General features: G+C 41.7%; 19 protein-coding genes. 13 read left to right on the top strand and 6 right to left on the bottom strand.

The window, feature by feature from the left end; all coding sequences use genetic code 11:
- The first annotated feature begins 16 nt into the window (after positions 1 to 16).
- The 8 genes from ACP8HI_RS20780 to ACP8HI_RS20745 all read left to right on the top strand — a co-directional run bounded on the left by ACP8HI_RS20780 (position 17) and on the right by ACP8HI_RS20745 (position 10,916).
- Positions 17 to 889 (top strand): carbohydrate ABC transporter permease, encoded by an 873-nt coding sequence (locus ACP8HI_RS20780; RefSeq protein ID WP_438348053.1) that lies wholly within the window; start codon positions 17 to 19, stop codon positions 887 to 889.
- A gap of 11 nt (positions 890 to 900) precedes the next feature.
- The gene (locus ACP8HI_RS20775; RefSeq protein ID WP_438348052.1) at positions 901 to 2,940 is read left to right on the top strand and encodes a YIP1 family protein; all 2,040 of its coding nucleotides are present in this window, start codon (positions 901 to 903) and stop codon (positions 2,938 to 2,940) included.
- Positions 2,927 to 5,179, top strand: a complete 2,253-nt coding sequence (locus tag ACP8HI_RS20770; RefSeq protein WP_438348051.1) for a DUF5696 domain-containing protein — start codon at positions 2,927 to 2,929, stop codon at positions 5,177 to 5,179. Before ACP8HI_RS20775 ends, ACP8HI_RS20770 begins: the two co-directional genes overlap by 14 nt.
- Entirely contained in the window at positions 5,179 to 6,039 is an 861-nt protein-coding gene (locus ACP8HI_RS20765; RefSeq protein ID WP_438348050.1) for a carbohydrate ABC transporter permease, read from the top strand. Before ACP8HI_RS20770 ends, ACP8HI_RS20765 begins: the two co-directional genes overlap by 1 nt.
- 13 nt (positions 6,040 to 6,052) lie before the next feature.
- The gene (locus tag ACP8HI_RS20760; RefSeq protein WP_438348049.1) at positions 6,053 to 6,988 is read left to right on the top strand and encodes a carbohydrate ABC transporter permease; all 936 of its coding nucleotides are present in this window, start codon (positions 6,053 to 6,055) and stop codon (positions 6,986 to 6,988) included.
- A 13-nt stretch (positions 6,989 to 7,001) separates the two neighbouring features.
- On the top strand, positions 7,002 to 7,874 hold the full coding sequence (locus ACP8HI_RS20755; protein ID WP_438348048.1) for a glycoside hydrolase family 16 protein: 873 nt from the start codon (positions 7,002 to 7,004) through the stop codon (positions 7,872 to 7,874).
- Between the two features lie 20 nt (positions 7,875 to 7,894).
- Positions 7,895 to 9,877 (top strand): glycoside hydrolase family 2 TIM barrel-domain containing protein, encoded by a 1,983-nt coding sequence (locus tag ACP8HI_RS20750; protein WP_438348047.1) that lies wholly within the window; start codon positions 7,895 to 7,897, stop codon positions 9,875 to 9,877.
- Positions 9,878 to 9,944: 67 nt separating this feature from the next.
- Entirely contained in the window at positions 9,945 to 10,916 is a 972-nt protein-coding gene (locus tag ACP8HI_RS20745; protein WP_438348046.1) for an acetylxylan esterase, read from the top strand.
- Positions 10,917 to 11,149: 233 nt separating this feature from the next.
- Here the strand turns inward: ACP8HI_RS20745 and ACP8HI_RS20740 are convergent, their stop codons facing one another.
- From ACP8HI_RS20740 to ACP8HI_RS20725, 4 genes are read right to left on the bottom strand one after another with little or no spacing between them, the layout of a single operon-like run.
- Positions 11,150 to 11,455 (bottom strand): MGMT family protein, encoded by a 306-nt coding sequence (locus ACP8HI_RS20740; RefSeq protein WP_438348045.1) that lies wholly within the window; start codon positions 11,453 to 11,455, stop codon positions 11,150 to 11,152.
- Positions 11,456 to 11,472: 17 nt separating this feature from the next.
- Positions 11,473 to 12,039, bottom strand: a complete 567-nt coding sequence (locus ACP8HI_RS20735) for a DUF4825 domain-containing protein (RefSeq protein WP_438348044.1) — start codon at positions 12,037 to 12,039, stop codon at positions 11,473 to 11,475.
- A complete protein-coding gene (locus tag ACP8HI_RS20730; RefSeq protein WP_438348043.1) occupies positions 12,029 to 12,712 on the bottom strand; it encodes a permease prefix domain 1-containing protein in 684 nt (227 codons plus the stop codon). Before ACP8HI_RS20730 ends, ACP8HI_RS20735 begins: the two co-directional genes overlap by 11 nt.
- 14 nt (positions 12,713 to 12,726) lie before the next feature.
- On the bottom strand, positions 12,727 to 13,059 hold the full coding sequence (locus tag ACP8HI_RS20725; protein WP_438348042.1) for a PadR family transcriptional regulator: 333 nt from the start codon (positions 13,057 to 13,059) through the stop codon (positions 12,727 to 12,729).
- Positions 13,060 to 13,310: 251 nt separating this feature from the next.
- Between ACP8HI_RS20725 and ACP8HI_RS20720 the strand changes: the two genes are divergently transcribed.
- From ACP8HI_RS20720 to rnhA, 5 genes are all read left to right on the top strand, one after another.
- Positions 13,311 to 14,969, top strand: a complete 1,659-nt coding sequence (locus ACP8HI_RS20720) for an ATP-binding protein (protein WP_438348041.1) — start codon at positions 13,311 to 13,313, stop codon at positions 14,967 to 14,969.
- A gap of 222 nt (positions 14,970 to 15,191) precedes the next feature.
- A complete protein-coding gene (locus ACP8HI_RS20715; protein WP_438348040.1) occupies positions 15,192 to 16,952 on the top strand; it encodes a CHASE2 domain-containing protein in 1,761 nt (586 codons plus the stop codon).
- A complete protein-coding gene (locus tag ACP8HI_RS20710; protein ID WP_438348039.1) occupies positions 16,949 to 18,565 on the top strand; it encodes a FecR family protein in 1,617 nt (538 codons plus the stop codon). The genes ACP8HI_RS20715 and ACP8HI_RS20710 overlap by 4 nt, the downstream gene beginning before the upstream one ends.
- Positions 18,566 to 18,616: 51 nt before the next feature.
- Positions 18,617 to 20,107: a stalk domain-containing protein gene (locus tag ACP8HI_RS20705; protein WP_438348038.1), complete on the top strand. Its 1,491-nt coding sequence runs from the start codon at positions 18,617 to 18,619 to the stop codon at positions 20,105 to 20,107.
- Positions 20,108 to 20,182: 75 nt separating this feature from the next.
- On the top strand, positions 20,183 to 20,848 hold the full coding sequence (gene rnhA, locus ACP8HI_RS20700) for a ribonuclease H (RefSeq protein ID WP_438351926.1): 666 nt from the start codon (positions 20,183 to 20,185) through the stop codon (positions 20,846 to 20,848).
- A 117-nt stretch (positions 20,849 to 20,965) separates the two neighbouring features.
- Here rnhA and ACP8HI_RS20695 read toward each other — a convergent pair whose 3' ends face one another.
- Positions 20,966 to 21,343 (bottom strand): hypothetical protein, encoded by a 378-nt coding sequence (locus ACP8HI_RS20695; protein WP_438348037.1) that lies wholly within the window; start codon positions 21,341 to 21,343, stop codon positions 20,966 to 20,968.
- A 133-nt stretch (positions 21,344 to 21,476) separates the two neighbouring features.
- Complete coding sequence (locus ACP8HI_RS20690; RefSeq protein ID WP_438348036.1) at positions 21,477 to 22,352, bottom strand: cation diffusion facilitator family transporter; 876 nt, start codon at positions 22,350 to 22,352, stop codon at positions 21,477 to 21,479.
- Positions 22,353 to 22,773: the final 421 nt, after the last annotated feature.

Here is a 22,773-nt window from a genome sequence, read left to right as displayed (position 1 = left end):
GGGGGGTGCAAGCACAATGTCTTATCAAGGTACAAAAATAAATCCAGCGAAATTTCAGCGAGGTCAATTGAAATTTTACGCGATTCTTATTCCATTAGCTCTTTTTATGATGCTACCGATCGTCTTTATTATTTCACATGCATTTAAACCGATTGATGAGCTGTTTGCATTCCCGCCACGCTTTTTCGTGCAGAAGCCAGTGCTCGATAACTTTCGAGATCTGTTCTTTACGACATCGACATCGGGTATTCCATTCAGTAGGTTTATATTCAACAGCTTAGTAGTTACTATACTCGTTATGTTCTTATCTGTATCGATTAGTGCTCTAGCCGCATATGCGATGGCTAAGATGAAATTCAAGCTAAGCAAAGTGATGTTTGAGGTCAATACGCTCGCTTTAATGTTCGTACCCATTGCGGTGCAAATTCCACGTTATTTGGTTGTAAATGAAACGGGAATTTTAGACACGTATTTAGCTCATATTTTACCTCTTCTAGCGATGCCAATCGGGTTATTCCTGTTGAAGCAGTTTATTGACCAGGTACCTGAGGAGCTTAAAGAGGCAGCCATTATTGATGGTGCGAGTGAATTCACAGTTTTCCGAAAAGTTATGGTACCGATTATCAAGCCAGCCCTTGCTACGGTTGCGATCCTTGCTTTCCAAGCGGTGTGGAACAATGTGGAGACGTCGAATTACTATGTGAATGATGAGAGCCTAAAGACATTGTCTTTCTTTATGAGCACGATCGTATCATCTTCTGGAAATACAGTTGCTGGTCAAGGGATGTCGGCTGCCGCTTCTCTGATTATGTTCGTTCCGAACCTGATCATCTTCATTTTGCTACAAAGTAAAGTTATGAATACGATGGCACATTCAGGCCTGAAATAGAGGAGACAATCATGAGAAAACAATTCGGTAAGATATTGTTGCTTGTTCTCGTCGTCTTCCTATGGACCTGGCCCTCATCTGTAGTATTGGCAGAGGCGCCTTCCAAGACTTATACGGAAGACCATAACAGGCAGTTCGTTCGAACACAGGATGCTTATTATCCAATAGGTTCAATTAATCAAGTGGGAGGGATGGAATTTTCCGATCCTTCCGATATCTTTATAGATGCTCACGATTATATTTATGTGGCGGATACGAATAATAGCCGCATCGTCATCATGGATGATGAAGGAAACTTCGTTCGTACGATGGGTGAGAGTGTACTGAAGACACCGACAGGCGTAGCTGTTGATCATCAGGGTTCTGTATACGTTGCCGACGGTGGGATAGGTCAAGTTATAAAGTTTAGCGTGGACGGTGAGGTGAAGCAAACGTTCGATCGTCCAGACTCCCCACTATTTATCAAGAGTAGTCCGTTCAAACCGTTAAAGGTAACGGTAGATAAGCGGGGTAATGTATACATCATTAGCGAGGGTACGACCAATGGAGTCGTTCAGATGAGCTCGCACGGCGACTTTCTTGGGTATTTCGGAAGCAACGAGTCCCAAGCAAGCTTACGAATGATGCTAGAACAGTTTATTTTCACTGATGCACAGCGAGAGAAGTTATTCCAGAATATACCCCCTTCTACAACAAACATCGCCATTGATGAGAAAGGGCTAATTTATACAATTACGCAAGGAGATGAAGGTAAGTCTGTTAAACGGTTTAATATTTCGGGGTTTAATCTACTTCCAAGGAATATGACGTTTGATCCGAAATATACAGATATCTTTGTTTCTCAGAGAGGGAATATGTATGCGATTAGCCAAAATGGATTTATTTATGAATTTGATACTGAAGGAAATCTACTGTTCGCTTTCGGTGCACCAGATGATGGCAGATCGCGAATAGGCTTATTCCAGAATGCAGCGAGTATTGCATTGGATTCGCGGGACAATATTTACGTTATCGACAAAGAAAGAAATAATATTCAAATTTTTGAGCCAACTGAATTTACGAATCTTGTTCACCATGCGCTGGAGTTATATAAGGAAGGGCATTACATTAAGAGCCGTGATCCGTGGATGCAGGTGCTGAGACAGAATAATCTGTTCGACTTAGCTCATAAGGGTCTAGCGGACGCTTATTACAAGCAGCAATTATATACTAAGGCGATTGAGGAATATAAGATTGCCAATGATAAAGAAGGGTATTCAAATGCCTTTTGGGAAGTGCGCAATCTATGGCTTCAAAAAAACCTAATATCTGTGTTATATGTACTAGTATCATGGTTTGTACTACGTTTCCTACTGCGATGGCTACATCGTAGAACAAATATGCTGGAACCTCTACTTCGAGTGAAACGAAGATGCTTGTCAGCGACGTTTGTTCGTCAATTATTATATGTATTCCAGTTTATAAAAAATCCCTTTGACGGATTTTATGGTATTAAGGAGGAGAAGAGAACTTCCATAGGGTCGGCTACATGCTTATACGCTATCTTCTTCCTAGAATATATATTCTCGTTGTACTATACAGGGTTTATCTTTAATCAAGTGGAACCCTCCAATTTAATTCTACTTCAGGAAATTGCGAAGGTCTTTGCACCATTCGGGCTTTGGGTTATCGCGAACTACTTGGTGAGTACAATTAATGAAGGCGAAGGTAAATTTTCAGAGGTGTATATTGGAACTATTTATTCTATGGCGCCATATTTACTGTTTAGTCCTATCATCGTCATTGTCTCGAACGTACTGACCTATAATGATATGTTCCTTTTTAGTTTCTCGAATACAATTATTATCGTTTGGTGCACGATACTCATGTTTATGATGGTAAAGGAAATTCACGATTTCACTGTAAAAGAAACGATTCGTAATATTCTGACTACTTTGTTTGGCATGCTGATGCTGAGTCTAGTGTTATTTATCGTGTATGTATTACTCGATCAAGTGTACGATTTTGTTTATTCTGTCATACGGGAGCTGATGGTACGTGCGGAACTCTAAATGGATCAAGTCTATAGTAACAGTCTGCATCGTATTGGCGACCGTAACTATAGCATGTTTTATATTCGTGAATAGGGGGCCTGCTGTAGAGAATACAGAATTAGTACTGGATTCTCTACAGCAGGAGGTATTCTTGGATAATGAAGTGAAGGGAACAACGTTGTCATCTTCGTACCAGAAGGTGGCGGAGAGTGATCGACTGGAGCTCCGACTTAAGGAACAGAATCTTTCTATTCAAGTTGTGGATAAATCAACGGGATATATATGGGACTCTGAAATTGTCGATACGGTTTCCAATGAATCATGGAGAAACTTCATGGCCTCTGGATTGTCATTACAATATTTTGAAAAAGGAAAAGCAAACTCGACCAGAACTGATCTCGTCTCACAGACGAATAAGTCCATAAAATTTGAGCCGAGCGAGAATGGATTTAAAGCCATTATTCGGTTAAATGATTTGAAGCTTGGAATGGAACTTCATGTTGGGCTGGAGCAGGATCAGCTGGTCGTCCATATTCCACAGCAAAGCATTATTGAAGGCGATCAATTTAAGCTTGGATCTGTTTACGTCTATCCCTTCCTTGGTGCTACCCAAGCGGATGAGAAGGATGGATACATGCTTATCCCTGATGGACCTGGGGCATTGATCCGACTTGCAGATAATAAAGGTAAGTTTAAAATCCCCTATGAAGCAAAAATATATGGGGTGAATGAGGGAATAGAGACGGTTACTTCGGATGTCTTTACGAACGCACCGAATACTGTACAGTATCCGATATTCGGTATTGTGCATGGTGAAGGAGAGAATGGATTGTTCGGTATTGTGGAGAAGGGTCAATACAATGCGAAACTTCTAGCGTACCCGAACGGTGTCAATACGTCATATAACTGGACAGGTGTACAGTTCCTATCCCGAGAATCCTATCAACAGCCAACGAGCAGATCCATGGGGGGAATTGTTGTTTTCGAGAAGATGAGACACCCAGAGGACATGCAGATTCGCTATACATTTCTGAATGGGAAGAACGCCAGTTATACAGGTATGGCTAAGATGTACCGAAACTATCTAGTGGAAAAGGATATTCTTATGAAGAAGGAAGAGAGCGTTGCAGCGATTCCGATACAGGTAGATGTGCTTGGAGCTGAAACAGAGAATGGGATGCTCTCGAAACGACTTATTCCACTAACGACTGTCACACAATTAGAAGAAATGCTGAAGGACATGAGAAATAGTGGCATTGGGAGTGTGAACGTTGTCTTTAAAGGATGGAACGAAGGTGGTTTGTCTGGAAGTAGTCCAACTCCTGTCAAATATGAGAAGAAGATCGGTTCCAGCAGTGACTTCGAGCGACTGGATGCAGAAATCTCAGAACAGGGTGGGAAGCTTCATCTATATAGTGATTTTACAGTAGCTTATGAAACCTCTAAACGATTCTCTGCACAGTCGGATGCAGCTAAGAGAATAGATAAGTCGCTACTAATCTTGCCGACGTACAGGCAGGTATATGACAAGATGTATTATCTATCTGCTGAGAGTACAAGTAGGATTGTTCAACAAAATATTAAGAAATATACAGATCAGAATATATCAGGCGTGGCTGTAGACTCAACGGGTTCAGTGTTGTTCTCCGAAATGGTTGATGGGGATACATCCAGTCGTAGCGATACAGCAGAAACTTATTTGGCTACTATGAATGAGCTCTCAAAGGCTATCCCTTCTGTATTGATGTATAAAGCGAACGATTACATGCTTCCTTATGCGGATCAATTATTAGATATTCCGCTAGAGTCCTCGCAGTATATTTATATTAGTGAGACGGTACCATTCGTGCAGATGGTGTTGAAGGGATACAAGGACTATTATGCACCTTATAGTAACTTTTTTGCTAATCCGCAAACGAATTTGCTGCGTATGATCGAAACGGCATCGTTTCCGTCATATTACTTGACTCATGAGTCTTCCTATAAGCTCAAAAATACGAATTCCAATGATGTCTATACTTCCTCCTATGAGGATTGGCGCGAGCCTATGGCAGAAACCTATCGAACTCTAAATGAAGCGTTACAACCAGTAAGGAATGCTTCGATGGAAGATAGAGTAGTGCTCGGAGATGGTATTGTACAGGTGATTTACGATAACGGAATCAGTATTGTTGTGAACTATACGAACCATGACTATCGCAGTGGGAATATCAGTGTGCCGGCAAAAGGCTTTCAAGTAATCGAGGTGAACCGCTGATGGCTAAAATTAAAATAACGAATAAACGTAGAAAACAGATCATCGGGCTAACGTTCATCTCACCGTGGATTGTGGGGTTTCTCATCTTTACATTATATCCGATGGTTCACTCGATGTATCTCAGCTTCCATCAAGTGAAGATTACACCGGTTGGGATCAAGACAATATATATTGGTCTGGAAAATTATAAATACGCCTTTTTCTCAGATCCAGTCTTCATAGAAAAGGTATTGAAGTATTTACAGGAGATGGTACTTAATATACCGATTATTATCGTCTTTTCTTTAATCATCGCTCTTCTGATCAACCAAAAAATCAAATTTCGTGGGATCTTTCGAACGATCTTTTTCCTTCCGGTGATCATTACGAGTGGCCCGGTTATTAACGAGTTACTAAGTCAAGGAGCCACTTCGATCCCGAACATTGAACAGTATGGCATGTTCACCATGATAGAGAATAGCTTGAATCCGTTTGTGGCTGCGCCAATTATGTACTTGTTTAAGCAGATCATTATGGTTTTGTGGTTCTCTGGTGTACAAATACTTATCTTTCTGGCTGGCTTGCAGAAGGTCGATCAATCACTGTATGAGGCAGCTCGTATAGATGGAGCGTCTCCTTGGGAATCGTTCTGGAAGGTAACACTTCCGATGCTTATGCCGCTTGTCATTGTGAATGTCATTTACACGATCGTTTACGTCTCGACGTTTGCATTGAATGAAATCATTATTCTGATTAAGAATAATATGTTCAGTACGATAACGGGCTTCGGTTATGCTACTGCGGTGGCGTGGATTTATTTCATTATTATTACGCTCATGCTTGCAATCTGGACTGGATTGCTCAGCCTGAAGAAACGGTAAGGAGGAGAACGCCATGTGGAAAAGACAAACGATGGACACAGCTATCAAGATTCGAAAGCTGATGTTTGGAATGGGAGAGAATGACGGATACGTGTTTAAGGCGTTGGTGTATCTCCTTCTCATCGCGATCGGTTTCGTTTATTTATATCCTGTGCTCTTTATGCTGGTTAACAGCTTCATGAGCTTGGATGATTTACTTAATTCTATGATTAAATGGGTACCTTCCACGCTGTATATTGAGAATTATACTAAGTCGTGGCGAGTTCTGGATTATGGGAATACGCTAATGCAGACCATTCTTGTGGCTGGACTTCCAGCGTTATTACAAACCATTTCATGTGGAATTATCGGATATGGTTTCGCGAAATTTGAATTTCCATTCAAGAAGCTACTATTTCTCTTGATGTTAGCAACGTTCATCATCCCATCACAAATTACGATGATGCCAACCTATCTTCTTTTCAAGAAATATGCACTTCTGGGTTCGTTGGAAACCTTTATTTACCCGGCCTTATTGGGGCAAGGGTTGAAGAGTGCTTTATTCATCCTTATCTTCTACCAGTTCTTTAAGACCATTCCGACAGTTCTTGAGGAGGCTGCGGAAATCGATGGCGCAGGTAGTTTTAAAATATTTTATAGAATTGCTGTGCCGATGTCTGTACCGGCCATCATTATTGTTTTCCTATTCTCATTCGTATGGTACTGGAATGAAACCTATTTAGCTGGTCTTTACTTCGGAAATGAACTGACGATATTGCCGCTTGAGCTACAGCGATTCACCGATAGTTACAATAAGGTGTATCCGCCGGGAAGTCCAGGAAGTCAGTTGAATGAGGCAGTTAGACTTGCGGGTACGCTCCTGACGATCGTTCCACTACTCATTTTGTATTTCGTCCTGCAACGATGGTTTGTTGAAGGCGTAGAGCGTTCTGGTATAACGGGAGAATAATAAAGGGGGGCGTATGCGAATTATCAGTAGGACAGTGTGTAGTGCAATGATTTTCATCATATTATTAATGGGGTGCAGTACAATAGACAACCAGACAACAATCCTACAGGAAAAGAACGGCTGGAAGCTCGTATGGAATGATGAGTTTGAGGGTAAAGAAATTGATACGATGAAGTGGCAGCACGAAACGGGTGGCTGGGGCTTTGGTAATAATGAAGATCAATTTTATACCAATGATTCAGCTAATTCGTATATTGATAACGGAAAGTTAGTGATTAAGGCTTTGAAGCAGGAGCATGAGGGGAAACCGTACACTTCAGCGAAACTGATCACGAAGGATAAGGCAGATTGGACCTATGGTCGATTTGAATTTCGTGCGAAATTACCCATTGGACAAGGAATGTGGCCAGCGATTTGGATGATGCCGACGGATATGGATAAATACGGTGGATGGCCAAGTAGTGGTGAAATTGACATTATGGAATCTCTCGGACATGCACCAGATCAGGTGCACGGTACTTTGCATATGGGTAATCCTCATTATTATAAAGGGGGACAAATGAAGCTGAACGAGGGATCGTTTGCTGAAAAGTTTCATGTGTTTGCTCTGGAGTGGACACCCACCGAAATGAGATGGTATGTCGACGATAAGGAGTATTATCATACATCCTCATGGTTTACGCGTAAAGATGAGAAAGCGAACAATGAGCCGGGTGCTGCACCCTTTAATCGTGAATTTTATATACAATTAAATTTGGCAGTCGGTGGTAATTGGCCGGGGTATCCTGATGAAACAACGATCTTCCCACAAACATTTGAAATTGATTATGTTAGAGTCTATCAGCCTGACCATGGCAATTATGATTTAGATCATGAACTTAAATAAAATACCGGGATGTGAGTAGGATGATTCAAACCACAATGGAATTACGTGAAATTGATGGCTTGTCGGTGCCTTTTCAGAATGGCATACCGGTACCATCATTTGATGCACAGAAGCGTTTGACGCTTAATTTAGCTGGCATATGGAAGAAAGAAAGATTCGCGGCCGATCACCAATTCTCTTTATCGGAGCGCAATGATCAATGGTTCGATCGCCTGCGTGACGAGGCTAGAGGTCGGACGGAGGTTCATTTCAATGATGAAGATTGGCAGACGCAAAAGCTCCCATCTCCTGAGAATGAGATTCGGGGTTTGGAGGAAGCGAATTCTAGTGAAACGTATGAGGATGGTGTTTGGTATCGTAGAACGTTCAATCTAGAGTCTGAATGGGAGAATAAGTCTGTAACAATGCATGCACTCTCCATTAGCTATGTAGCAGATGTATGGATGAATGGACATTGGGTTGGATATCATGAAGGTGGATTTACACCGTTCGCATTAGACTTGACTCCCTTTGTGAAGATTGGTGAGCCTAATACCATTGTACTTCGTATAGATAATCCTCCATGGGGTAGTCGTGCCGATATAATACCTGCGACGGCAGGTACAGATTTCTTTAACTACACGGGCGTGATCCATGATTTATATATCATTGGAACATCCCACTGTCATATAACTAGAGTAGATATCGTTCCACTGGATGTGGAGGGACGTGTGAAATGTAACATCATCTTGGAGAACCGTGGTCCTATTGCAATGGAAGCCATCATTGATGGTGAACTCTTCGACGTTAATAGTGAAGGGGAAAGATTCATGAATTCTCCATTCGCTACAGATATTATTGAGTCTAGGACAGATTGGGATGGCAAACTATCATGGTCAGTTGTACTAGAACCCTATGAGACTAGAGCAGTTGAAACGGTCGTGCAAGTTCTACAGCCTCGCTTATGGGCATTTTGGAAGCCGGAGTTGTATGTGGCGCAATTTACCGTTACCAAACGAGGAGAACTCAGTGATCTCACCTCGTTTGATCAGTTCGCTACGCAATTTGGTATTCGTACGATTACAACTGAGGGAACGAATCTCCTCTTGAATGAACGACCGATATTTCTGAGCGGAATTGCTCGTCATGAAGAGTGGCCTGATACAGGACGTTCTGCAACTTGGGAGAGAATACGTGATGATCTTGTTCAAATGAGACAATTGATGCACGTTAACTTCGTACGGACTGCACACTATCCGAATCATGTGTACACAGCGGTACTAACGGATCGATTAGGTCTTGCTACAGTTAGTGAAATTCCGCTATGGCAGTTTACTCGCGAGCATTTCGAGATTCAGGAGGAGAAGCGACTATCTGATCAAATGTGGCGTGAGATGATATTTTCCCAGTTCAACCGCCCATCGGTTATTATGTGGAGCACGCAGAATGAGTCTGTTGAAGTCGAGCTCCGTACTAAATATAATAAACGTCTTGTGAAGGACCTGAAGGAGAATTACGCAGATGGCCGTCTGACTACGCAGAGCGCTGCGGCAGATCAACCAGGTCCGCACGATCCTTCCATGGAACCGCTTGACCTGGCGGGATGGACGATGTACTTCGGGATTTTCCACGGTAGCACGTACTATGATGGTACGCGTGATTTTCTACAGAAGGCGCATGAGTTATGGCCGGACAAGCCTGTTTGGAATACCGAATTCGGTCACTGGTCCTCGGATGGTGATTCCATGGCGGCAGAACAAGTCAAGACATACAGCGAAACACTTCAAGCATTAATGGAGCGGGCTGTCATCTCGGATGACGGTGAAGCTACCTTGAATCCAGAAGGCTTTATTGTCGGAATTGACTTCTGGATCATGTATGATTGGTACGTGAATCATAACAGATGGATTGATACATTCGGTATTTGTCATATGGACAGAACGACGATGAAGCCTGTCGGGGAAAATCTAAGCCAAGATTATAAGAAATTCACTGCATTTGAGGGCGGATTTATTAAAATATAACAATTCTAGTCCCATCTGCCTCGGCTAATACGGCGAGGTCATTTTTTTGAAGGAGGATATGGTAATTATGGGCTATATGGAAGATGTAACGAAGGATTTGTATAACTACCTTCCCGCATTGACGAAGAAAGAAGACTTTGATGAATTTTGGGAAAAGACGATCCAAGAAACCAAGTCTATTCCGCTCCATGCCGAAAGGAACTTGGTTGATTATCCGAGTACTCATGTTAAGGTATATTCTATTTCATATCACGGGATGGATGATACGAGAATTAATGGGTGGTATATTGTTCCTACCTTCGTGAAGAAAGATAAGTATCCATGCTTGATTCATTATCATGGTTTTACTGGAAATAGAGGACAACCATCGGATTTCATGCATTGGATTAGTATGGGGATTGCGGTTATTTCGGTGGATTGCCGTGATCAAGGAGGCATAACGGGTAACCGTGCACCTTCTAATCACGGGTTTGCACACAATGTTGCCAGTAAGGGCGTTCTCGATAAAGACGAGTATTATTACCGTTTTGTGTATATGGATTGCTTGAAGGCAATTGATTTCGCATGTGAACAAGAGGAAGTCGATGTTACCAAAATTATAATAGAAGGAGTAAGTCAGGGAGGGGGACTTGGAATGGCGGTCTGTGCCTTGGATGACAGGCCTATACTTGCCCTGGTTGACGTACCGAGTAGTAGTAATCTAGTAAGTCGTGTTGAAGGATATCATGGTGCCTTTTCAAGTGTCGCTGAATATCTTAAAAAACACCCGAGTCAAACGAATTTGGTTCTAGATAATTTGAGCTATTTCGACACTATGAATATGGCTGATAGAATCAAGTGCAGGGTTCTTGCCTCCGTAGGCTTGAAGGATGATGTATGTCCTGCTCAGATGTACTTTGCAACGTATAACCGAATTGTTGGAGAGAAACAAATAGAGATCTATCCTTTTAACGGTCATGAGGGTGGGGAATCCATTCAAACCGAAGTGAAATTGGAGTTTCTGAAAAGGTATTATCCTGATTGGTTTGTACTACGGTAGTTTCCAAGTAAGTTGTCACAAAACAGTTGAGTATCTAAAACATTAAATGTAAGCCAGTGAGTTAAATCCTTGATTTGACTCACTGGATTTTTTATCATGGTTGGATAACTGACAAGCTAGCGAGGGGGGAAGTTCTGCATATTCACGGTCACCGCAGCTGTAATAATACGTTCTTCATGAATAGCAATATGTATTTTATATTCATAGAAAGTGGATTCGGGTGTTAGGTAAGCCTATCCATCATAGCGATAGATGGATAGGTCAACCCGTCCGTTTCCGTTTAGTTCAATACCTTCTTCCTCTAGTAATGCCTTTTGAAGAAAGCTTGATTCATCATCACGAATGGCTATTTCACCCTTGACGTTGATCACTCTATGCCATGGAAGATCATACTTATCGCTCATTACGTGTAGAATTCGGACCACCTGTCTAGCACCGCGTGGACTTCCGGCAGATGCGGCGATCCCGCCGTATGTCATAACCTTACCTTTGGGGATAGCTCGTATAATTTCAATCACTTGTTGCGTAAATGGCTGCATTAGGATCTCCTATTTTCTCAATTTGGGATGATAAATATCGTATTCATACAATCCGACACATAGTGGTCATCAGTAAGTTTGCTTTGAACTAGCTCACGCCAAGACGCTTCATCGGTTAGGGTAGATAGGTCATCCACTCCATACCACTGTGCAACAGCACTGCGCGTAACTTTATAAGAGACCCCATCAAAATTAAAGTGGATGGCTTCAAGGTTATCGATTAAGGAAAATGCTGCGGTAGCATTGTATATTAAGGATGTCTCTAGGTACTTTTTATTCATATTCGAGAAATCTTCTTTGAAATTGATTTCTAAAGTGAATATGTCAGGGAACTGTTGAAATGATTTGTCTATATTACTTAAGGGTAATGAGCCGATCAGATTCATGTTATTTGAAGCATTGCCCATATACTTGTTGCGATATTTCAAAATGGATGTCACATCATGTGTTAGTGGGTCTTGCTGATCTTCAGCATATTCTTTCGCATTCTCAGCACGCTGTGGTATAACAATCCCCTGTACGATTCCAAATGAAATCACGCCGACAAGCAACAAGCAAATGATTACGATGTTCCTAGTCTTCATAAGAGACACCTACTTCATATTTATGTAAAATCCCCAGAACGCTATTGAACAGTAATGGTATGATGATGGAGATCATAGGTAAAAGAAATGGAATAGCTGTGACAGCAAACTGATAGGGCCCATCGATGTGTATAGGTCTCATAAACCAAATATTGCTTCCGAACCGAAGTGCAGTTGTAGTCGTGATGGATACCACCATAAAAATCCCCCAAATGTTCCATACCATTCTTCTATATCGTAAGAACGATTCTACAGGGAAAGTAGAGATTTTGTTGAGCCAAAGATCTCGCTTGTTTCTATTTAAAAGTAAGAAGACGACACCTAGTATAATAACGATCATGAATAGGAATAGGCTAAGTGGTCTTGTTGTACCTAAGATTCCAAGTGGTATAGTCAATATCCACGCGAGTAGAGTATACATTAAAGAGATCTGTACGAGCTCCATCTGAAATCGGTGGATATATACTTGTGGATTACCATCAATTAAACCGTCGATGGAATCCATATGATCTATAGCAATGCTAATGGCTTGGTCCATGGCCATTCCGCTTTCTGTTAAATCTGATACTTTAGCTTCGAGGTTCGATACAATCTCATATTTCAACTCTTTAGTTTGTTTGTTTTGTTTGTATCCTGAGAATAAATGTTCGACGTGTTGCTGTAACCGATTCATAAGGGTTCCTCCTATTATTCTATAAGCTGGTCAATTAAATCTTTGGCAATCTTCCAAGCTGCAACATTGGCTTCATACGTTTCAATGCCCAATGGGGTCACCGTATAGTATTTACGTCTGCCTCCTTGACTCTCATCACCCCAATAGGAAGCGATTAGTTTCTGTGTTTCAAGTCTCTTTAAGCTGCTGTAAAGCGAGGGTTCTTTCAATTCATAATGACCCTGACTATATTTGGCGATTGCCTTTATTATTTCATATCCATAGTTATCGCTCTCGCTGAGAACACGAAGAATGATGGTATCTACATGTCCACGGATTAATTCGGGACTAATATTGCTGCTGGTCACATTTCTCACCTCTAGATTACAATGTATCGCAGATTACTATGCGTGTCAATGTAGTCTATCGGAATATCTAAAACGCATGCTGGAATAGCAGAATGGGTGATATATTCTCACAGTTGTTTTATTTTTGAATAAAATACGTATTTTTATGGTATTAAATGTAACTACTTGCTGAAAATGAGATAGAGAAAAGGAAACTTTCAGAGTAGAATAATGGATAGTATTCAATTTATAGTCATGTTTGATGGATTGTCATGCGAAGTACGACAGGGGCTGACTATCGGTCTCTTGAAAACGATAAAATAAAGGATGAGACGATGATCTGGGAATCGAAGCAACAATGTATACAATCAGGGATCGATCCGAATTTGCCGCCCGTGTTTCACACACGTTTCTCGGAGGTGGAGTTAAAGGCGCAATTGCACAAGTATAGCGAACTCTTGGATATCATAAGCATATTTGTGAACAAGTTACTTTCTACAATGCAAGGGGATCCGATACTTATTCTAGTTACCGACAATGAAGGATACATATTAACATTTAAGGGGGACCCTGCCTCCATAGCAAGAGTACAAGGATCAGGGGTTATCGAAGGAGTACAATTTAGCGAAGAAGTGGGAACGAGCTCCATTGAATTAAGTCTTCGATACAAACAGCCGATTCAGTTATTAGGCGAGGATCATTTCCATACTATGCTACAGCGCTCGGCTTGTTATTCAGCGCCAATTCACAGTGATGGAGAAAGACGGATCATTGGAACATTGAATTTAATGACAGATATAGAATTTGCTCATCCACATTTTCTAGCATTGCTAAGTGCAGTGACTGATTCCGTCGAGCGTGAGATGATGTTGCAGAAACAGAATAATCAACAGCATATATTGAACCAAGCATTGTTGGAAACGAATTATTACGGTTTAATCGTTACGGATGCACTTGGGAGGATTATAGAAATAAATGAAAAGTGTCTAACTATTCTGCAATTGGAGGATAGAGATAAGAGAGAATTCATCCATTCTTCTGTGTTTGATATGATTGCTATTGGGCAGTATTTCCATCGTGTCATAGACGAACATAAGGCATGTGTTGGAATGGAACTATCTCTGCAAGTACAAGGTTCGATTCAATACTATATATTAGATGTGGTTCCTATTTATGATTGCATACAAACGTTAATACGCGTGGTTGGGAGCTTTCACAATATTACCGAGATGAAAAAGACAGAGGAAATGTTACGAAATACAGAAAAGTTAATCTTTGCTGGTGAAGTGGCGGTAAGCATTGCCCATGAGATTAGAAATCCCCTTGCAACGGTCAAGGGATTGATTCAGATATCAGGTAAGGATTCAAAGCTACTTCATTATGACCTTATCATGTCTGAGCTTGAGAGAATGAATTTAATTACAAGAGACTTCATGATTTTGGGTAAACCGCAAATGGTCCAATTTCAAGCAGATTATTGTCATACGATACTAGAAGAAGTGTTGAGTATATTTAATATTCAAGCGGGTATGAATGATATCTCGATTGTGTATGAGATCATTCAAGATATCCAAATCCAATGTGATCGGAACCAGATTAAACAGGTGTTTCTGAACATTTTGAGCAATGCTAAGGAGGCTTTACCTTGTGGAGGTGAGATCCGGATCTCGTTAGAGATTGAAGGAGATTTCCAAAGGGTCCGAATCCGTGACAATGGAGAAGGCATGACAGATGAAGTATTACAGAAGATAGGGGAACCGTTTCACACAACCAAACAAGATGGAAATGGTCTCGGCATGACAATTGTCTACAAAATACTGACGTCACATGGAGGTCATTTGGATATAACGAGTGATGTAGGTGTCGGGACAACCGTTGATATTTACTTTCCGCTAAAAGATGAATCTAGCTCCAATAGTTATGTGATATAAAGGTAAACATAGCCTGGGAAATAATATGCGACAAAATAAATTAATAGTTTGAGATAATATGCTGATTTGCTAGATTCTTCGTATATAATGGTAAATAATAAGTCGAAAAGACGACATGTTCTGTTAGCGAACGAAGAATGTTGACCGTCTGTCTCATTGCAGAGAATAATACAATTTTAAAGAGTGTGAGTTGGAATAATATAGATGGAGGTGCTATTCGGATTGAAGCTAAAGCTCGTACATGCGATGGCTTTACTTACAGCCCTTGTCTGTATCCTAATGTACAGAGGAGCCCTCGACTCGGTTGATAACTTCTTTGAGGACCGGGTGATGCAGCATGAAAGCGCTGTGGATACTCGAATTGCCATTATCGCGATCGATGACCAGAGTCTTGAAGATCTCGGGAGCTGGCCGTGGAGTAGGAGTATCCATGCAGGGTTAATAGATACACTTACGCAGGGCAATCCTGCTGTCATTGCTTTTGACGTCACATTCCCTACGCGTTCAGATGATATAGAGTCAGACCATGCATTCGAGGATGCAGTATCCCGTGCCGGGAATGTTATTCTGCCTGCATATGGAACCTTTGCTCCGTCTGCTAAGCCAGGGGATATCGAAGCATTGGGTCTATCTGAGCCTTACCCTGAACTGAAGGAAGCGGCAGGGGCTGTAGCTCATATTAATACGATGCCTGACCGAGATCACGTTGTACGTAAGTCACTATACAGCTTCAATTATGATGGACAATCTATCCCAAGCTTTGCGTGGTCTGTTTATCAAATGTACATGGAAGGTACGGGTGAGAGTGCGAACCCGGAGAAGCTTCCGCTAGATGACTTTGGTAGATTCCACATTTCGTATTCAGATGCTCCGCAGGAGTATGAGGCGATTCCTTATTCTGCGGTGCTTAGTGGAGAGGTTCCGGCTGAATATTTTGAGAATAGAATTGTTCTGATTGGTCCTTATGCTGTAGGATTTAAGGATGATTATCTAACACCACTTAGTGGAAAGGGTACATCATATGGTGTAGAGATCCATGCTAATATTGTGCAGGAACTACTAGATGGTGATTTCAAAAAAGTGCTAGATTGGAAATGGAATGTAGCCATATTACTAGTTACTGCGGTGATTGCCTATTATTTGTTCCGTAGATTGAAGTTGTTATACTCTTTTCTTGCTGTGGCTTCCATTATCGGGGTTTTTATGATGGGAGGTAGCTATATATACGGTAAAGGGACGATTATTTCACTAGGATATGTCATACCTTTTCTAATCGTTAGTTGTATTGTCGTCATTTGTTTTCGATATGTTCAGGAATTGTTGGAGAAGCGCAGGGTTACGGATATTTTCGGTCGATATGTTGCCCCACAGGTCGTTAATCAAATATTGAAAAGTGGGGATGAGGGCTTGAAGCTGGGCGGAAGTCGCCGTGAACTGACCATTCTATTTGTAGATATTCGTGGGTTTACGACACTATCTGAAATAACGGAGCCAGAGGAGATTGTCGAAATTCTGAATGAGTATCTCGATCTGACGGCGAATTGTATTTTTCAGTATGATGGGACTTTGGATAAATTTATTGGGGATGCGACGATGGCTATATTTAATGCTCCGTTAATGCTAGAAGATCACCCCATGAAAGCCGTGCAGGCTGCTTGGGCGATGAAGGAAGGCTCTGTGGCAGTCGAAGAGAAGTTGATCGCGCGGTTTGGATTTGGGGTTAAGTTCGGGATAGGCATACATACGGGTCCAGCCGTATTTGGTAATATTGGGTCAAAAACTAGAATGGACTATACTGCGATCGGAGATACGGTCAATACGGCGGCTCGTTTAGAGAGTTATGCGAAGCCAGGGCAGATTATTATAAGTGAGGCCACCTACGAAGCGGTACAAGAGAAGGTTACAGCCACTTCCCTAGGAGAAATTAAAGTGAAAGGCAAGGAACAAGGAATATCCATATATGCATTGGAGGGATTGAAATGAAGCTTATAAAGCTGTTGTTAACGATGATATTAGTAGTTGTTACGGCATTACCTTCTGTTGCTGCTGCAAAGGACTCGGACAAGGCTGGGAAAATAACAACGGTTACCGGCAAGGCTGAGGTAAAGAAGAGCGGTGGGACGAAGAAGTTCAACGCATTTAAAGGGATGGCTATTACGCAAGGAGATACTATTGTTACTGGAGCTAACGGTAAAGTGAGTATGGATCTTGATAATGATAAAGAGGTCACGATTGGCCCTGAAACGACACTTACGATAAGCCAGTTGGTCAAGAGCGCCAAAGCGCTTGAGGGCAAAACGAGTTTAAAACTACATAATGGACAAGTCATCATTACAGTGAAGAAGAAGCTACAAGGGGATTCTCGCTTTGAGATTGAGACACCTACCGCGATCATGGGTGTGATGGGTACGCAATTCGTCGTAGGATACGTAGGCGGAGAGAGTTATGTTGCTGTGCTTGAGGGAATTGTCGCCCTTACTCATGCGGATGGAAGTCCGGGGCCACAGATACTTCCGGACGAACAGCTTCTTCTGAATAAAGACGGAGCAGGCGAGAAAGAACCACTTGATCTAAATGATTTACCGTTGTTTGTGCTTGAGAAGTATTTGGAAGAACTTCAACAGATGAATGATGGTAAAGAAGACCTGAAGAATACATTGAAGCAGCTAATTGAAAAGAAACAACAGCAAGCCGCTATTGATGCGGCTAATAATTCAGAACCTGCGGTGCGACCGACCATTATTTATAATGAAGCATCTGCGGGGGATGGTGCAGGTGGAGGTTCAACACCAAGTCCGACCCCAACGCCAGATCCGACACCGAATCCGCCGGACCCGGTAGATCCAACGCCAGATCCAACACCAGATCCAACACCAGACCCAACGCCAGATCCGACACCAGATCCAATCCCGGATCCAGTGGTGGGAATTCCTGAGTTTGAGTCGATGGACTTTTCTGACAACAAGTATTCTTATATCAAGAGTGCTAAGAGTTTTAGTCTGCCATTCAGTACGAATATTGCGTTCAATGATGCTATCGGAGCTCCGGATAAGCAAGGGGTTATAGTTACTGTGCTAGGTGGAAGTTCCCTTCCTAATCCAGTAGTAGATATCACTACTCATGGGAGAATGTTGACGATCACATTGGAAAGTGATATTGAGATTAGATCTGTTGTCATGATAGAGATTGAAGCTGACACATTGATGAATGCCGATTATGGTAATATACAAACGGATGCTGTGGACCTGTTTGAATGGATGTTCGAGCCAGGAGTAGACCCAGATGAGATCAGCGTAGATGCTAATGGCTTAGCGGACCAAAGTGAAGTTACCCTTTATACACTAGGTTATGCAGTTGGAGATTTCCAGTTATTCAATGAAGTTACCCAAGTTACTACTACTCTTGTAAGAGGTGAGGGTGGAGGGGCTGGTTATGATTATGAGATAAACCCAACGAGTACGACAACATTTGTGTTTAAGCTCTCGGATTATTTACTAGATGGATTGGATCCAGGTCCATATTATCTTTTCATTCCATTGCTGGATGATAGTGGGGTTGAAGTGGAAAGAATTATGGTCTTTATTACTAGGGGGTAAACTTCAAATACAGATACATTACAATATAACGCCCAAAGAGGAGGTTAACAGATGAAGAAACATTATATATCTATAACATGTGCATTCGTACTTCTTGCATCGGCATTTATTACGACAGAGTCAGTGGTAGACGCGCAAGTGTCAGTAACATCGAAGACTACTAATGATAGTGTTACAACAGTGAACGCCAAAGGTAACGCTGTCGCATATGCAGCTCAGAACGTCAACCAACCCTGGGGGATAACTGCCGCCTCTGATGACAGCATCATTATTGTTCAGTCTGGAAGTGGGCAAGTAAGTAAATGGACCAATGGGAAGTTGGTCTCTATAGCAGGACAGGATCAAAGTGGTTATTTCGATGGAATAGCTTCTAAAGCCGCTTTTAGTCAACCCACGTTCACGGTAGTTGATAGTAAGGGTACGATCTATGTCAGTGATACGGATAACCATGTGATTCGCAAAGTGAAAGATGGCAAAGTATATACGTTGGCTGGAAATGGGACCGCTGGTTATAAGGATGGCAAGCTGGGAGAGGCGCAGTTTAATGCGCCCGGAGGATTGAGTGTCGACGCTAAAGATAATCTGTATGTAGCGGATACGCTTAACCATGTCATTCGTAAAATTACACCGGAGGGTATAGTCACAACTTACGCAGGAGTTACTGGACAAACAGGTGGCTATCAAGATGGACTACTTGCGGGAGCACGGTTTAATGAACCTATGGGACTTGTTTTTGATGAAAAAGGGAAACTGTATATAGCAGATAGCGGCAACCAATTAATTCGCCTAATTGACGGGGACACAGTGGAGACATTTGCGGGTAAATTGACGGAAGTTGATCCGATAACGGGATATATGGCGGGTGGATATCGAAATGGAGAGAAAGCAGAAGCTCTATTTAATCGACCTCGTGGTCTTGCTTACAAGGACGGCGTACTGTTCATTGCGGATAGTCTAAATCATCGGGTTCGTGCTGTGCAGCCTGATGGCAGAGTTCTCAACATTGCCGGACAGAGTAAGCCAGGTAATGGGACTGGTGCTGTGGAGGAAGCGATGTTCAATCAACCTTCTGCGCTAGCATTTGTAGCAGGGAAGCTATATGTGTCGGATACAATGAATAATAGTGTGAAAATATTGAATGTTAATCCTAAAGCATTACAATCGGTGCGCAGTGAAGAGGATTTGCTCGATGCAACCGAGTTGTCTCCAACAGGTGATGATATGCAAGTATGGCTGGATGGGCGGCAGATATTGTTTCCGCCTACAACGAAGCCGTTTCAGAATGTGGACGGAATATACATTCCGGTGAGGACTATGTTTGATTCTTTGGGAGCACAAGTGAAGTGGTTCGAAGTAAGTAAGGAAGTGCGGGTCGCCAAGGATGATTGGAACCTTGACTTGAAGCTTAATACAGATCAGGATATACTGCTCCTTCATGGATCAATGTATGTAGAAATATCACATTTAAGAAAAGTGGACTCATTATTGTTAGCTTACGACGAAGAAAGCCGTGCGATTGTGATCGATAGTGGAGCTTTTTAATAGTCGTCAATAAGTATGGATGTAAGTTAGGATAATGGAGAAGTTGAAGGTTTGAATGTTGAAGGGATGAATATCGTGGCAAAGCAGAAGTATTATGTAGTATGGGTTGGGAATACGCCCGGCATCTACACGAAGTGGCCTGAATGTCAGTCGCAAGTAGCCCAATTCAAAGATGCTAAATTTAAGTCATATGACTCTCAAGCAGAGGCAGAGCAAGCTTACCGTGATGGTTGGAAACAGCATTGGGGCAAGAAGAAGCCTGAAGGTAAAGCTCTGTCTGGGACATATCAATCAAATAAATCGCCCTCTCCAAAGTCGAAAGCTTCAATAGAAGCAATTGATTATAATAGCATCTCAGTTGATGTTGGAACTAGAGGGAATCCGGGTCCTATTGAGTATAGAGGTGTGGATACGCAGACTGGAGAGGTTATATTCGCACAGGGACCTATTCCCAAAGGTACGAATAATCTCGGGGAGTTCTTAGCTATCGTCCATTCTTTAGCGTATTTGAAAAAAGAGGGAAGTACAAAGACCGTTTACAGCGACTCAAGAACAGCTTTGAAATGGGTGAGAGAAAAGCGAGTTGCGACAACTTTAGAGCGTGATGAATCGACTAAGGAAGTATGGAGTTTGGTGGATAGAGCGTTACATTGGCTGGAAACTAACCAATACGATAATCAGGTGCGCAAGTGGGAGACGAAAGAATGGGGAGAGATCAAGGCCGATTACGGGCGTAAGTAAGTCTAGTGGAAAGATCAAAGGTGTCCGTCTAATTCTCCTTGCAGAGACGAATACTACCCTTTAAGAAACAAAAGGCACTGCCAGCTTGTGGGCAGTGCCTTTTGTCATAGTAGATGTTTACTGAATACCGTGCACACTGTTTGTAATCAGATGTCTAACTTCCGATTTCTGTTCTTCATATTGTTGAAGAGTTAGACTTCCGCTAGCATAACGTAGATCCAATTGTGATGTTAACTCCGAAACTTGTAAGTTAATGACCTTTTGGACATCGACATCATTATTCTGAGCAAGATCAGCTAGTGTACTACCATCATATAGTGCATTATATAATTCATCATTAGAAGAAAGTTTAAGAACATGAAGTAAGTCATCTTTGTCTGGTGCCGTAACATTCAGCGACTTTGTGACTGGATTTGCACTTGCCTGACTATTCCAGGAAGCTCCACCGATCGTTATAGCGATAACAAAGGAGCCGACTATAATGATTTTTTTCATTATTTACCTCGTTTCCAAATATGTATTTCAGAATATGATTTTTGTGAACAACATCGTATAAGGTTTGTTGTGTAATGTAATTATATCTATCTAACCTTAGGGCTACATTAAAATAGGTTTAAGATCGGATAAATCAATCTTCTGTTTCGGTAGGTTCAATATGAATATTTACATGTGAAATTTTATGCACAATCATCATACGATCCTCGACTTCCTCGGAGATGTCATGACTTTCCACGACATTTAAGTGACCATCTACCTCAATAGTAACATCGACTAATATATTATTTCCAAGGGTTCGTGCTTTGATATCTTTAATGGACTCCACACCTGAAGTGCCAGCGATCGTTTCTTTTATTTTATCAAGTTCTGTTTCATCAAATCCATCGGTTAAGGCGTGAGTAGCATCTCTAAAAATATCCCAGGCTGTTTTACAAATAATGATCCCTACAAGAGTTGCAGCTAAAGGGTCTAACCAAGGTAAGCCAAATTGAGAGCCGACAATCCCTATAAATGCACCAATACTAACAAAGGCATCCGAACGGTTATCTTGAGCTGCTGCATTAATCGCGTTACTATTAATTCTTCTAGCAAGGCGAATATTGTATCGGTATACCAATAGCATAACTAGAGCACTGAATAAGGCCGTCCATGCAGCAATCATACTGGGGGTACCTATAGTTGGTTGGAAGAACTTCTGCACGGCTTGAATTAATACTTGAATTCCGACAACGATCATAATGAAGGAAGCTATCAATGCAGCCACGGTCTCAGCACGGAAATGTCCATACTTGTGGTCATGATCGGGTGGTCTCCGGGAAATCTTTAGTCCGATAAGAACGGCGAATGAGGCAATGATATCTGTTGTATTATTAAGTCCATCAGCAAGTAGTGCTGCTGATCCAGAAGAAAGACCAATAAGTAATTTAAGAACGGAGAGACATACATAAGCAATAATACTTACCCATGCGCCTTTTTCTCCTTCTTTAATTTCGCTGTAAGCATCCAATTTCCGATACCTCCGAATTTTATAGTCTCTAGATCATACTGGATACGTAGTGTGTGGGTCTAGAGAAACAGTATTGCCCTTGCGCTTAAAAATAGTACCTTAACAACTTATTTAGTAAGGGTGAAACCTCTCTCTATTGAAGAAACACATTCTTGAGATAATTCTACCTATATACATTAGGAGGAGAAATCTTTATTGAAGAGAGATAATTTAGGAGGGAGAGCATTTGTCAGTAATTACAACTTGCTAAGGCGGAACTAGAAATGGTATATTCTTATTCCGGTCATTCAATCAGTATTTAAATGAATCGGCAAGCAAATGTTTGGACGAAAGAAAACGAAAATAAAGCTTGCGTTATCAAACATCACATGATATGATATAAAAGTTGTCACCGAGACACACTGGTGATTAACGAAAGAGA

Source organism: Paenibacillus sp. FA6 (assembly GCF_051550225.1).
GTDB lineage: Bacteria > Bacillota > Bacilli > Paenibacillales > Paenibacillaceae > Paenibacillus_AQ.
The sequence above is the reverse complement of the archived record's forward strand: the minus strand, read 5'-3'. Positions and strand labels throughout refer to the sequence as shown.